The organism is Marinobacter sp., from assembly GCF_044799475.1.
Taxonomy (GTDB): Bacteria; Pseudomonadota; Gammaproteobacteria; order Pseudomonadales; family Oleiphilaceae; genus Marinobacter.
The window spans coordinates 3,925,812-3,939,848 of sequence record NZ_CP085217.1; the positions used below are offsets into that span (position 1 = coordinate 3,925,812).

Below are 14,037 nucleotides of genomic sequence, written 5' to 3' on the forward strand. Positions count from 1 at the left end.
GTGAAGAGGTGCAGTGCATCAATGCATGCATTGTTTTAATAAAGTCTGAACAGGAATAAAAATATGAAGACCCTTACTAAAAAGTTCTCACAAACTCTGGCGGCCGCAGCCGTGATTATTGGTGCAACAGCGATGGTGGCAATGCCGACCCAGGCGCGTGACCTTCCTGAAATTCGCGATGACGTCTTTCAGGTAGCCAACTCCGGCGCCTACCCTCCGTTCAGCTATGTTAACACTCAGGGTGAACTGGTGGGCTTCGACGTTGACATTGCCGAGGCGCTGGCTGAAAAAATGGGTGTGGACGTTAACATTCAATCATCCCCCTGGAACGGCATTATTGCTGCCCTGGCGGGTGGCCGCTTTGATGCCTGTATTTGCAGCATGAGCGTCACTGAAGAACGCCAGAAAGCGGTTGATTTTACCGACCCTTACTACAGCGCAGGCCTTTCGGTCTGGGTACAGGAAGGCACGGATGATATCAGCAGCATCGGCGACCTCTCCGGTAAGCAGGTTGGTTCCACCCTGGGCGAAACCGGTAACCAGTGGGCGGTCGAAAATGGCGAAGGTAAATGGCGCAACCAGACCTTCCAGGGCTTGCCTGACATGATGAACGCTCTGACCACAGGCCGCGTTGATGCCATGATTGCTGATGACGTACCGGTTCTGGTCGCGATGCAGGACAACGCACTCCCTATAAAAATGGTCGACGTCGGTGAACTGCCACGCTGGCCCGCAGCGATCTCCATTCAGAAGAACAAACCCGAACTGAAGGCAGCCCTCAACGCTGCTCTGGCCGAAATCAAGGCAGATGGGACTTACCAGGACATCGTCGACAAGTGGATTGGCAAAGGTGCCAATATCAAATAAGGGCTGATCAAGGGCGGGCTCTCTGCACTGGTTGCAATGAGCCCGCCCGTGGCACCCGCCGCTTGTGCTTGAAGGTTGAGCCACCGATAACAGCAAAAAAGGTATGACCATGGATTTTGACTTAATGGTCGAGGTGACGCCTCTGTTGATCAGGGCGGCCTGGGTTACGATCGATATTTCTTCCCGTGCAATTTTCTTTGGGTTCTTTGTCGCCTGTGGGCTGGTGTTTTTGCAGACCTTGCGCTTCACTCCTATCCGCTGGTTTGCCCGCGGTTATATCAGTGTGGTTCGCGGGACCCCCTATTTCGTGCAATTGTTGCTGGTGTTTTATGGCGGCCCGAGTCTCGGCTTGCGGCTAGACCCCATCACCTGTGGTGTCGTTGTTGGGGCGTTTAATATTGGCGCCTATATGAGTGAGGCAATCCGCGGCTCCATTGAATCGGTCGACAAGGGGCAAAGCGAAGCCGCCCGATCATTGGGTTTTGGCAAAATACGGACAATGGTATCCATCGTGCTGCCGCAAGCGGCAAGTCTGATGATTCGTTCCGTGGGTGTGCTGGCCATTGTTCTGGTCAAGAACTCCTCACTGGTCTCCATTATCTCCGTGGTCGAACTGACTTATCAGGCGCAGCGTCTGATTGGGTCGACCTATAAGCCGCTGGAAATTTTTACCCTCAGTGCCCTCATGTACATCGTCATCATCTATGCGGTGATGGGTATCGTCGAGTTGGCCTATCGTCGCGCAACCCGATACACGACCCAATAGGAGGCAGCACTGATGGAATTTGATTTTACTCCCGTTATTACCTACTTCCCAACCTTGCTCAAAGGCGTGGGTGTGGCGTCCTTGATAGCCATCGTTGTGGCCTTCATGTCAATCGTGGGCGGGCTTATTGTCGCGGTGATATCCATCTACACCAACAAGGTAGTGAGTTGGCCGTTACGCTTTTTTATCTGGCTGTTCATGACGACGCCGCTGCTGCTGCAACTGTACTTCCTGTACTTTGGATTGGGCGAATGGATCCTGATTCCGGCCATCGTGGTGGGCATACTGGGGCTTGGTTTTCACTACATGGCTTACAACGCCGATATTTTCATCGTCACCATCAAGTCGGTGTCAGGTGGGCAATATGAGGCCTCCCGGTCACTGGGCTTCGGGCATTGGAACACCATTCTGTACATTATTGTGCCACAGGCGTTGATTCGCTCGATTCCGCAGTTGGGCAACAATATGATTTTAATGGTAAAGGATACCTCGGTGTTGTCTGCAATCGGTGTGGCTGAACTGGTGTATGCCTCCCAGTATGCGATCAGTGTGTCATTCAGGCCGTTCGAGTTCTTTATTGTTATCGCCATGATGTATTACGTGATCAATATTCTGATGGAACTGGGTCAGGCATGGCTGGAAAGGCAGACCGCCTATCGCCGCTGAATCGCCCCTGTAAAGAATTATAATACTGGAGCTTTTTATGAGCACAGAAAACAATGCAGAAACACCCATGGTAGAAGTTCGCAATGTGCACAAGCGCTTTGGCGACCTCGAAGTTCTGAAAGGGATCGATCTGACCGTCAATCGCGGTAAGATTATTTCCATTATTGGTCCGTCCGGTTCCGGTAAAAGCACGCTACTGCGATCCGTCAATCATCTGGAGGTGATTGATGAAGGGACCATCCTGCTCGATGGTGTGCAGGTTAACCGGCCCGATATGAAAGGACTTGCCTTTGAACGGCACATCAACAACATCCGCCAGAACATGGGCATGGTGTTTCAGCACTTCAATCTGTTTCCGCACCTGTCGACCATCGATAACGTCACCCTGGCACCGCGCAAGCTCAAGGGCATGGATAAGAAAACCGCCCGTGACCTTGGCATGGAACAGCTTGAACGGGTGGGCCTTGCCGAGAAAGCCGATGTGTTTCCGAACTGGTTGTCGGGTGGTCAGAAACAGCGCGTCGCCATTGCCCGGGCATTGGCAATGAAGCCAAAGGTGATGTTGTTTGACGAAGCCACCTCAGCCCTGGATCCGGAACTGGTCGAAGAAGTAAACCTGGTAATGCGCAGTCTCGCCAGGGAGCAAATGACCATGCTCATCGTGACTCACGAAATGAGCTTTGCACGGGATGTTTCAGACTGGGCCCTGTTCATGGATGGCGGTGTTGTGGTTGAAGAGTGCACGCCGGACAAGCTGTTCAGTAACCCGGACCAGGAACGCACGCGCAACTTCCTGCAAAAACACCTCGGCAATAACCACTAGGCGGTGCAATGTGAAATGCTTTTATCATGAGACGCAAGGATCACACGCCCCCAAACATTTTTTTCTGCGCGGGCAACCCGTTCCTTCACCGGAACAGCCGGTGCGCGCCGAGCGTTTGAAAGAAGCAGTCGAAGCTGCGGGCGCCAGCCTGAGTCTGTTGCCACTGCGTGCCAGTGAACCGCTGTTGCTCGATAGACTCAAGCGCATTCATACCACCCGATACCTTGATTTCCTGGAGGGCGCCGTCGAACGCTGGCGAGCCTTGCCCGCAGCCTCCGATGTCGTTGCACCCAACGTGCACCCCTGTGGTCATGCCAGCTTTTACCCGCGGCATATCGTCGGCCAGGCAGGCTGGCACATGCACGACATGGCCTGCCCCATGGACGAAGGCAGCTACTCCGGTATTCTCGCCAGCGCCACGACGGCTCAGGCTGCGGCTGACGCCGTGTTGCAAGGCGAGCCGGTCAGTTACGCCTTGTGCCGACCACCGGGCCACCATGCCGGGCCAGAGCGGGCAGGCGGGTTCTGTTTTTTGAATAATACGGCATTGGCAGCAACTGTCTTTCGTGAACGTTACGATCGCGTGGCCATCGTCGATGTCGACTTGCACCATGGTAATGGCACCCAGGACATTTTCTGGGAAAGAGACGATGTATGGACGGGCTCGGTGCATGTCGACCCTACCGATTTCTACCCGTTTTACTGGGGCGCAGCCCAGGAGGTGGGGTCAGGCGAAGGCAAGGGCTACAACTGCAACGTGCCTCTGCCTCTGGGGTCCGATGGCATTGCGTTCCTGCGGGCTCTGTCACGGCTGTTGTCGGCCCTCGCTGATTTCAGACCCCAGGCTATCGTCATTGCGCTCGGGCTCGATGCTCACAAGGACGACCCCCTGGCCGGCATGACCTTGGAAACCGAAGACTTTTACCGCATTGGGCAACGCCTGGCCCAGGTAAAAGGCCCAAAAGTGATTGTTCAGGAGGGCGGATACCCGACCGACAGTCTCAGCGATAATCTGGCCGCTTTTTTACAGGGCTTCCAGCGGGGTTAACCACCGCAATTTCTTTTTTCCCAACCAAATAGAGTGCAATTTATGACCGATCGTTACATTGATAGCAACCAACGAATGAGCCAGGCCGTCGTGCATGGCAATACTGTCTATCTGGCTGGCCAGGTAGCCGCAGATGCCAGCGCTGGCATGCGTGGCCAGACTGAACAGATTTTGCAGGGCATTGACCAGATGCTGGCCAGGGCCGGTACCGACAAATCCCACCTTCTGTCGGCCACCATATGGGTAACCGACATGGCCGAGTTCGCTGAAATGAACGCCGCATGGGATGCCTGGGTAGTGGATGGCCGCCCTCCCGTGCGCGCCTGTGTGGAATCCAGACTGGCGAAGCCGGAATGGAAGGTCGAGATCATGGTGATCGCCGCCTTGCAGGAGACTTGAGATGCGTTTTATTAGCGCCGAACAGGTTGCCCAGGCGCTGTCGTGGCCGGCACTGATCGACAGCATCGGCGAGGCTTTTCGCGACGGTGTGGAGGCACCACCGCGCCATCACCACAGCATGAATCGGGAGGATGGCGAGGCAACCATGCTACTGATGCCGGCCTGGCAGACACGCGGTTACATCGGCGTGAAAATGGTCAATGTGTTTCCCCAGAATTCGGCCCATGGTTTGCCTGCAATTTCTGGCGTCTATCTGCTCAGCGAGGGTGCACATGGTCGGCCTCTGGCCTGCATGGACGGCAGCGAGCTGACCCGGCGGCGCACAGCGGCAGCCTCGGCATTAGCCTGCCGGGAGCTGGCCCGGAAAGATGCCTCCAGCCTGCTTATGGTCGGCACCGGGAAGCTTGCGCCCATGCTGATCGAGGCCCATGCTGCCGTCCGGCCGATCACTCAGGTCAGAATATGGGGACGCAACCCGGATAAGGCCCGAGCCTTGGCTGAGCACTATGCCGACCGTTTCGACACCCAGGTAGTAACCGACCTCGCAACCGCTTCGTCCCAGGCCGACATCATCAGTTGCGCCACCCTGTCCTCCATCCCGCTTATCAAAGGCGCCTGGCTCAAGACCGGCAGCCATCTCGATCTGGTCGGTGCCTTCAAGCCGACCATGCGCGAAGCGGATGCGACTTGCCTGCGCCGGGGCGAGGTCTTTGTCGACACCCATGCCGGCGCTAAAGGCGAAGCTGGGGACATTCTCCAGGCCGTGGACGAAGGTGCATTCGATTTGTCCGATATTCGAGCCGACATGGCGCAACTGCTGCGCGGTGAGCGTGCAGGGCGCAGCAGCGACGAGGCGATTACCGTGTTCAAATCCGTCGGTGCTTCACTGGAAGATCTGGCAGCCGCTATCCAGGTGTGGCAAAGCCTGGGTGGCGACTCGTGATGGTGATTCGGGAGCAGGCGCGATGCACATAGCAGTAATTGGCGCAGGTGTTGTGGGTACCACAACCGCCCGGGCCCTTAGCCTGCGTGGCCACAAGGTCACCGTCATTGAACGCCTGGGTCAAGCGGGACTGGAAACCAGCCGGGCCAACGCCGGACAGCGTAGCTATGGCTCCGTATACCCCTGGGCCTCGCCGGCCATGATCAAGAAGGCACTGCCGTGGCTGATGCAGCGGGATGGCCCGCTGAAGATGCACATGCCGCCATCCCTGGCGACCCTGCGCTTTCTGGTGGCGACCTGGCGCTACGCCATGACTCCGGGCCTCTTCGATGCCAATAAAAGGGCGATGCTGAGACTTGGCGCCTACAGTCGCGAGTGTTTCCAGTCTTTGGAGGAAAACCTGGAGCTGGACTTTGACGGCGACCGTGGCGGTCTGATTGAGCTAGCGAGCAGTGAGAAGGACTTACAGGGCTTGCAGACCAACGCCGCCTTGCTCCATGAGATGGGCATTGCCCATCAACTGCTCGATCCTGAGGAAACCTATGAGTGCGAGCCTGGGCTGGCCCGCAGCGGACCGCTCAAAGGTGCCTTGCGGGTGACCGAAGACGGTACTGGCGATTGCCACCGCTTCACCCAGGGTATCGCGAAAGCCTGCGAAGCCGAGGGCGTGCGCTTTCTTTATGAGACAGAAGTGACTGGTGTTGTCCGTGAACAGGACCGGCTGTGCGCGCTGACTCTTGCCGCCAACGCCAGCGGTGCGCCCAGAGAGCCTTTAGATGCGGATGCCTTTGTCCTCTGTGCGGGGACCGATTCCAACGAGTTCGCCAGCCACTTTCGCTTACGCGTGCCCAGCTATCCGGTCAAAGGGTATTCGCTGACCGCGCCCCTGATCGACCCTGAACGGGCCCCACGGTCGACCGTTGTCGACGACCTGTACAAGGTCGCCGCCACCCGTTTGGGGACCCGTATGCGGGTGACCGGTTTTGTCGAGCTGGCCGGCTACAACCGGCAGATCCCCGAGCGCCGGCTCGCGACTCTGCGCAAGGCCATCGACTCGCGCTTCCCCGGCGCCGCCGACCTGAAATCAGCCGAGGCCTGGACGGGCTTTCGGCCCATGACCCCCGATGGCCCTCCGATAATCGGCGCCGGCCGGGAGCGGAACCTTTACCTCAACACCGGCCATGGCACCTTCGGCTGGACCTTCTCTGCCGCCGCGGCGCAACTGACGGCCCAGCTCATCGATGGCGAAAAGACGGCCGTGCCCCTGAAGCCCTTCAGGCCGCAGCGGTTTGATTAGTGCCGATTCGCGCCTGGCTGAAAGGTAACGAATTCGCTTGCGTGGACTCCGGCGCTGGGCGGATCTAGTGGCATAATTTATGCAAGTTTTAAATCAGCAGGAAGCTTTCGACAGAATTTCGTAAAGGATATCGACGCCAGGCGTAACTTTGAAGGCAAAACATCCATGAACGCGCCCCAGAACATTGATCAGTCAGATCTGCTGACCCGGCTCTACGGCCTCAAACAGAAACAGCTTCTGCAGGCCAGCCGCCAGGGAGACAGCCTGCAATATCGGGTATTGCAGGCTGAAGCGTCCGCCATCAGCGATGCCATTAAAAAACTCCCGCCGGGCCTGGTCGGACACTGAGCCGCTTCCGCGCCATCAATATACTGACGCCTGTCACACAGCGGCAGTTTCTGCCACTTCCGGGCTCTTCGTCCGACATTGCATGACTTCCAGCCAGAATGACCAGTGGCCGAAAAGATCCAGCATCTCCTGATTCCGTAAGGTGCGCCTGGCGTGCCTCGTGGTAGCATAGCCCCCTGTTACCAATGGCCAGGATACTTTCACCACGCCTGCTGAGGAGCGGACGCCCATGAGCAGAATTCTTTCCGACCGGGTGCTACTGGACATAGACCAGGATATTGCCACGGTCACCCTTCATCGTCCGGACAAATACAACAGCCTGGACATGCCGATGTTCAACGCCATCACCCGGGTGGCAAAAACCCTGAAGAAAGAGCGCAAGGTCAGAGCAATTATTCTCAACGGCGCCGGTGAAGCCTTCTGCTCCGGGCTGGATGTAAAGAGCGTGTCGAAGAATCCTGTCAACTTTCTGAAACTGCTGGCCAAACCGGGCCGGCGGATCAGCAATCTGGCACAGGATGTGGGTTACCTGTGGCGGGATGTTCCTGCCCCTGTTATCGCGGTAACTCATGGCTACTGCTTCGGAGGGGGCTTCCAGATTGCCCTTGGTGCGGATTTCCGGTTCACGACCGCCGACTGCCAGTTTTCCATCATGGAAAGCAAATGGGGTCTGATTCCGGACATGAGCCTTTCAGTCACCCTGCGGGAGCTTATTCCCATCGATCTGGCCAAGGAACTTACCATGACTGCTCGCCAGTTCAGCGGTGAAGAAGCCCGGGCAATGGGACTGGTAAGCCGCGTCTGCGCGGATCCGCTGGCAGAAGCACAGGAATTCGCCCGGGAACTGGCCGGACGCTCACCGGATGCCGTCGCAGCCAGCAAGCTGCTCTTCAACCGGACCTGGTCGGCAACGGACAAGGTCGCACTGGACTGGGAAACCCGGCTGCAGAAAAAGATCCTCGCCCGGACCAACCAGCGCATCGCGGTTGCCCGCAATACGGGGGAGCCAGACCGGGAATTCCAGGACCGCAGGGTCCTTTAATGACTGCCTGAACAGATCCACCTTTTCAGCCTGTCCCCTGACCGGAGGCATCCGGCAGGAAGGACTCGCGCCGATAACTTCGCGTTTGCTTGACCTTACCCGTTGGCCACGTATCATCGGGGTTCGCGATTTTTCGATGGAGAACCCATGCCGGCCCTGTTCCGTGCACAGTCAGACCAGATGATGCGCCGCCACCAACACAGCGCTCCGTGGGGGCGACATCCCTGGTTCACCGATCCGCCCGGAATGTCCTGACAGCTGGCCGCCAGCCATTGTGCGGTACCGGCGCCTGAAAGCTGGACTCAGGGCATTTGCCAGCTTAAATAGATACCTGACAGAACGTGATCTTTCCGAATAACCAGACAATGAGGTTACGATGACACTTGCGCTGGTTGTATTACTGCCTTTCCTGGGCGCGCTGGTAGCTCCTCTCTTTGCCCAGGCAGGCAGAACGGCCATTGCCATAGCTGCGTCGATTCCCGCCATTCTCGGGCTGGCAGCGCTGTTCCCTCACTGGGAAACCCTCGCGGCAGGCGATTTTCTTCTACAGACCCACGAGTGGCTGCCAGCACTGGGCATATCACTGAGTTTCCGGCTTGACGGCCTGTCTCTGCTGTTTTCACTGCTGATACTCGGCATTGGGCTGCTGATCATTCTTTATGCCCGCTACTATCTGAAGTCTTATGAAAATGTAGGCAAGTTCTACTCCCTGTTACTGCTGTTCATGGGCTCCATGCTGGGCATAGTGCTTTCCAGCAACCTTCTCCTGATGCTGATTTTCTGGGAGTTGACCAGTGTGGTCTCCTTCCTTCTTATCAGCTTCTGGGACCACAAACAGGACGCCCGCCGGGGCGCCCGGATGGCGCTCGCCGTTACTGGCGGTGGCGGACTTGCGCTCCTCGCCGGCATCCTTCTGCTGGGCCACATTGTCGGCAGTTTTGAGCTCGACGATGTGCTTGCCGCCGGTGACCTGATCAAAAACCACGATCTATACCCGGTCACACTGACTCTGGTGCTGCTTGGGGCCTTCACCAAATCGGCCCAGTTTCCTTTCCATTTCTGGCTGCCCCATGCGATGCAGGCCCCCACCCCTGTGTCTGCCTATCTCCACTCAGCCACCATGGTCAAGGCCGGTGTTTTTCTGCTGGCCCGGCTCTATCCGGCACTGGCGGGAACTGATCTCTGGTTTTTCATGGTCAGTTTCACCGGCATGGCAACGCTTTTGCTGGGAGCCTATGTCGCCCTGTTCAAGCATGACCTGAAGGGACTGCTGGCCTATTCCACGGTGAGCCACCTGGGTCTGATTACCCTGCTATTCGGCATGGGCACTGAACTGGCGGCGGTTGCCGGGGTGTTCCACATCATCAATCATGCGATTTTCAAAGCTTCGCTGTTCATGGCCGCGGGCATTATCGACCACGAAACCGGCACCCGGGACATGCGGCGAATCAATGGCCTCTGGCGATTCCTGCCGCATACAGCCACCCTGGCCATGGTGGCCGCGTCCTCGATGGCCGGGGTTCCGCTGCTCAACGGTTTTCTCAGTAAAGAGATGTTTTTCGCCGAGGCACTGGAGGTGAACCTTCCCGGAAACTGGACCTACCTGCCTCCGGTTGTGGCTACCCTGGCTGGCATTTTCGCCGTCGCCTATTCGGCGCGCTTTATCCATGACGTCTTTTTCAACGGCAAGCCCAAGAGCCTTCCGATCTTCCCACCCCAGGAGCCGCCCAGGTACATGAAGATCCCGGTGGAAATCCTGGTGTTTGCCTGCCTGATGGTAGGCATTTTCCCGGCGTTTTCCATCGGCCCGCTGCTCTATGCGGCGGCGGCAGCCACCCTCGCGGGACCGGTGCCGGAATATCAGCTGGCGATACTGCACGGTTTCAACCTGCCACTGATGATGAGCGTTCTTGCGTTTGTCGGCGGCCTGTTCATGTACACCCAGCGTCAGCGGTTCTTCGATTTCCACGACCGCTTCCGCGAAATCGATGAAAAGGCCATTTTCGAAGGCGTCATTACCCGCATGGTGGCCAGGGCCGAAACATTTATAGCCTGGCTGGAGAATGGCTCGCTACAGCGCTACACCATGCTGTTAATGGTTACTGCCCTGGCCGTCGCGGCGCTTCCGATTTTCGATCTCGGCTTTTCCATTGGATCCCGCGGGCTGACCTATCTGGATCCTGCCACTGCCACTGGCGCAATCGTGCTGATTGCCTGCACCCTTGGCACAGCCGCCTTGCACCGGGAGCGGCTGATTTCCCTGATTCTGCTCAGTGTTGTAGGGCTGATGGTGGCACTGACCTTTGTCCGCTTCTCCGCACCGGATCTCGCACTGACCCAGCTGTCGGTCGAAGTGGTTACCATCGTGCTGCTGATGCTTGCACTGTATTACCTGCCCTCATGGACACCCATGGAGGCCACCAGCTTCCGGCGCTGGCGCGACACGCTGATCGCGCTCGCTGTGGGGGTGGGCATGACGCTCATCACCCTTGCCATGCTGACGCGGCCGTTTACATCCATATCTGACTTTTTCCTTGCCAACAGCAAACCGGGGGGCGGGGGAACCAATGTGGTCAACGTGATTCTGGTTGATTTCCGGGGGTTTGATACCCTGGGAGAAATCACGGTTCTCGCCATTGCGGCCCTGGGCGTCTTCGCCATGCTGCGTGGGGTCAAGCTTACTGCGCCTTCCGGAAACGGACAGGGGCATGCCTGGTCACGGGATCCTTATCCCGCAATGTTGATGCAGATCTCCCGGCCATTGCTGCCGCTGGCACTGATGGTTTCCGCCTATATCTTTCTCAGGGGTCATAACATGCCGGGTGGCGGATTCATCGCAGGGCTCATTACAGCGGTGGCGCTGATCCTTCAGTACATCGCGAGCGGCATGAACTGGACCCATGAGCGGATGCCCCTGGGCTACCCGATCATCCTGGCAATGGGTCTCCTGGTCGCCACCATGACCGGGGTCGGCAGCATCTTCTATGGTTATCCGTTCCTGACGTCGTCGTTCACCTACGTGACCCTGCCTGTGGTGGGCAAGTTCGAGCTGGCAACCGCCCTGATCTTTGATGTGGGCGTATTTCTCACAGTGGTGGGCGCCACCCTGATGATTCTCGTCAGCCTCGGGCGTCTTTCGCTCAAGGCCGATTCCAGAAAGAGGGCAACCTGACATGGAGCTCGTATTTGCACTGATGATTGGCTCCCTCACTGGTTCGGGTGTCTACCTGATGCTCAGGGCGCGGACCTTCCCGGTGGTAGTGGGCCTTACCCTGCTGTCTTACGGCGTCAACCTGTTTCTGTTTTCAAGCGGCCGTCTGGCAACTGGAGGCCAGCCCATCATTGGCAGCACCGAAAGCTATGCCGACCCCCTCCCCCAGGCGCTGGTACTGACGGCGATCGTGATCGGGTTTGCGATGACTGCATTTCTGGTGGTGCTTTCCCTGCGCAGCCGGGCCGACACCAGTGATGATCATGTCGATGGCCAGCAGGAGCAGCGGACAGTCCGGCCCTGGCCCCCTGAAGACCAGGAGCCTCATAAATGAACCACTGGCTTACGGCTCCACTGCTGATTCCTCTTTTTGGGGCCATTCTGCAGGTATTAATGACCTATGCCCCCCTGCCACTTCGGCGGACTCTGGCTCTGGCCACTACAGCCCTCATGCTCGTCTCTGCCATCGTCCTGACGGGCCTGGCGGACGACGGTGGTTACCGGGTCTACGCCCTGGGTAACTGGCCGCCGCCATTTGGCATAGTTCTGGTGCTGGATCGCCTGGCAGCCATGATGCTTTTGCTCACGGCCGTTCTCGCCATCTTCTGCCATATATTTTCGGTGCGCGGCACAGACGAGGAAGGCAGTCATTTTCATGCACTTTTCCTGTTTCAGCTGTTCGGCCTGAACATCGCCTTCCTGACCGGGGATCTTTTCAACCTGTTTGTCGCCTTCGAGGTACTGCTGATCGCTTCCTACGGTCTGCTCATGCATGGCCCTGGAACACGGCGGACGGTTCCCTCCCTGCACTACGTTGTCCTGAATCTGGTGGGGTCAGCCATGTTTCTCATCAGTGTCGGCATGATTTACAGCGTTACAGGTACCCTGAACATGGCCGACCTGGCTGTACTGGTGCCCCAGGTCAGCGATGGAGACATGCCACTGGTGAAGGCCGGCGGGCTTATCCTGCTGGTGGTATTCGGCCTGAAGGCCGCAATCCTCCCTCTCTGTTTCTGGCTACCCAGGGCCTATGCCAATGCCACCGCACCGGTCGCAGCGCTGTTCGTGGTGATGACGAAGGTGGGAATCTATGCAATCCTCAGAGTCTATACCCTGATCTTCGGCGACGGCGCTGGTGAGTTGGCGAACCTCGGCATGGACTGGCTGTTTCCCGGAGCGCTGCTGACCATCGCTCTGGGCATCATCGGCTCGGTGAGCGCTGCGGGTCTGAAAACGCTTGTGGCCTGGCAGGTGATTGTATCTGTTGGCACTTTGCTGGCAGCCATTGCCCTGGGCAATGCAGCAGGCACCTCCGCCGCCCTGTTCTACCTCCTGAACACCACCTGGCTTGGCGCTGGACTGTTTCTGGTGGTGGATCTGGTGGCCAACCAGCGGGGCAGCGCAGCCGACAAAATTGTCACCGCGCCAAGAATGCGCAGCCGCACCCTTCTGAGCATTCTGTTCCTCACAGGGGCGGTCGCGGCTGTAGGTCTGCCACCACTCAGTGGGTTTTTTGCCAAGCTGCTGATTCTGAAAGCCGTAGAGCCAGGCCCCCAGATGGCCTGGCTTTGGACCGCGCTGCTGGTGGGCGGGTTCTTTACGATGATCGCCTTCAGCCGGGCAGGCAGTATCGTGTTCTGGCGCAACACGGAGGGCCACGTGGCGGACCCCGGCAAACTCACGCTGCCGGTCACTGTCTCCGCGAGTGCGCTTATTGCAATGACCCTCCTTATCGTGGTGTTCGCCGGGCCCATATCCCGGTTCACGGACGCCACCGCCGCCCAGTTGCACGATCCTTCAGGATACATCACGATTCTGGGGACCCAGCCTGTGGGAGGAGAGCCCAATGAATGAGCGGTTTGGATTTCCCCGGCCCTGGCTCAGCCTGATTCTTCTGATCACCTGGCAACTTCTTGTCGGAGAAGTCTCCGGTGGCAGCCTGGTTCTGGGACTGATTCTTGCCTGGCTTCTGCCCCTGATTACGCGGCCCCTCTGGCCGGAGCGCCCCCGTATCCGAAAACCCTGGCTCGTCCCGGCCTATATCGGCCGGGTAACCCTGGATATAGTGGTCGCCAGCACCCAGGTTGCTGCACTGGTACTCAATTTCAACCGCGCCCCACGACCGGCCTTCATCTCCTATCCGCTCACCCTGACGGACCCTCTGGCCATCTGCACTCTGGCTGGCACCATCTCGCTGACCCCCGGAACCGTGAGTGCCGATGTCAGCGATGATTTCAAGCTGCTGCTGATTCATGCCCTGGATGTGGAAAATGAGCAGTCACTGATCGAGTCCATCCGAAACCGTTATGAAAAGCCTCTACAGGAGATTTTCTCATGATCTCGCTCGCTCTCTCCATCACCATCGGTCTTGTGAGTATGGCCCTGGTGCTGAACATTGTCCGGCTGTTCATTGGACCGGATGCGCCGGATCGGATCCTGGCCCTGGATACCCTTTACATAAATGCCCTTGCACTGATTGTGCTGCTGGGAATGGCACTGGGCACGAGGCTTTATCTGGAGGCGGCGCTGCTGATCGCAGTGATGGGGTTCATAGGAACCGTTGCGCTGGCAAAGTACGTCAAGCGGGGGAGCGTCATCGAATGACCAACCAACCCAGCATCATGAAT

General features: G+C 57.9%; 15 protein-coding genes. All 15 read left to right on the plus strand.

Features of this window, described 5'->3' with window-relative positions:
- The first annotated feature begins 63 nt into the window (after window positions 1–63).
- The 15 genes from LG327_RS17985 (at window position 64) to LG327_RS18055 (ending at window position 14,014) form a co-directional block, all read left to right on the plus strand.
- Window positions 64–867, plus strand: a complete 804-nt coding sequence (locus LG327_RS17985; protein WP_404364064.1) for a transporter substrate-binding domain-containing protein — start codon at window positions 64–66, stop codon at window positions 865–867.
- Window positions 868–970: 103 nt separating this feature from the next.
- Window positions 971–1,633 (plus strand): amino acid ABC transporter permease, encoded by a 663-nt coding sequence (locus tag LG327_RS17990; RefSeq protein ID WP_404364066.1) that lies wholly within the window; start codon window positions 971–973, stop codon window positions 1,631–1,633.
- A 12-nt stretch (window positions 1,634–1,645) separates the two neighbouring features.
- Entirely contained in the window at window positions 1,646–2,299 is a 654-nt protein-coding gene (locus LG327_RS17995) for an amino acid ABC transporter permease (protein ID WP_404364068.1), read from the plus strand.
- A 37-nt stretch (window positions 2,300–2,336) separates the two neighbouring features.
- Window positions 2,337–3,122 (plus strand): amino acid ABC transporter ATP-binding protein, encoded by a 786-nt coding sequence (locus LG327_RS18000; protein ID WP_404364069.1) that lies wholly within the window; start codon window positions 2,337–2,339, stop codon window positions 3,120–3,122.
- Window positions 3,123–3,222: 100 nt separating this feature from the next.
- Complete coding sequence (locus tag LG327_RS18005; RefSeq protein ID WP_404364071.1) at window positions 3,223–4,170, plus strand: histone deacetylase family protein; 948 nt, start codon at window positions 3,223–3,225, stop codon at window positions 4,168–4,170.
- Window positions 4,171–4,212: 42 nt separating this feature from the next.
- Window positions 4,213–4,569: a RidA family protein gene (locus LG327_RS18010; RefSeq protein ID WP_404364073.1), complete on the plus strand. Its 357-nt coding sequence runs from the start codon at window positions 4,213–4,215 to the stop codon at window positions 4,567–4,569.
- A gap of 1 nt (window position 4,570) precedes the next feature.
- Window positions 4,571–5,512, plus strand: coding sequence for an ornithine cyclodeaminase family protein (locus LG327_RS18015; protein ID WP_404364075.1), 942 nt, complete (start codon window positions 4,571–4,573; stop codon window positions 5,510–5,512).
- Window positions 5,513–5,534: 22 nt separating this feature from the next.
- A complete protein-coding gene (locus LG327_RS18020; protein ID WP_404364077.1) occupies window positions 5,535–6,809 on the plus strand; it encodes a D-amino acid dehydrogenase in 1,275 nt (424 codons plus the stop codon).
- 165 nt (window positions 6,810–6,974) lie between these two features.
- Window positions 6,975–7,157, plus strand: a complete 183-nt coding sequence (locus tag LG327_RS18025; RefSeq protein ID WP_404364079.1) for a hypothetical protein — start codon at window positions 6,975–6,977, stop codon at window positions 7,155–7,157.
- A gap of 229 nt (window positions 7,158–7,386) precedes the next feature.
- Window positions 7,387–8,199, plus strand: coding sequence for a crotonase/enoyl-CoA hydratase family protein (locus LG327_RS18030; protein ID WP_404364081.1), 813 nt, complete (start codon window positions 7,387–7,389; stop codon window positions 8,197–8,199).
- 376 nt (window positions 8,200–8,575) lie between these two features.
- Window positions 8,576–11,371, plus strand: coding sequence for a monovalent cation/H+ antiporter subunit A (locus LG327_RS18035; RefSeq protein ID WP_404364082.1), 2,796 nt, complete (start codon window positions 8,576–8,578; stop codon window positions 11,369–11,371).
- A gap of 1 nt (window position 11,372) precedes the next feature.
- Window positions 11,373–11,744, plus strand: coding sequence for a Na+/H+ antiporter subunit C (locus LG327_RS18040; RefSeq protein WP_404364083.1), 372 nt, complete (start codon window positions 11,373–11,375; stop codon window positions 11,742–11,744).
- Complete coding sequence (locus LG327_RS18045; protein ID WP_404364085.1) at window positions 11,741–13,264, plus strand: monovalent cation/H+ antiporter subunit D; 1,524 nt, start codon at window positions 11,741–11,743, stop codon at window positions 13,262–13,264. The genes LG327_RS18040 and LG327_RS18045 overlap by 4 nt, the downstream gene beginning before the upstream one ends.
- Entirely contained in the window at window positions 13,257–13,748 is a 492-nt protein-coding gene (locus LG327_RS18050; RefSeq protein ID WP_404364087.1) for a Na+/H+ antiporter subunit E, read from the plus strand. The genes LG327_RS18045 and LG327_RS18050 overlap by 8 nt, the downstream gene beginning before the upstream one ends.
- A complete protein-coding gene (locus tag LG327_RS18055) occupies window positions 13,745–14,014 on the plus strand; it encodes a K+/H+ antiporter subunit F (protein ID WP_404364089.1) in 270 nt (89 codons plus the stop codon). Before LG327_RS18050 ends, LG327_RS18055 begins: the two co-directional genes overlap by 4 nt.
- The last annotated feature ends 23 nt before the right edge of the window (window positions 14,015–14,037 follow it).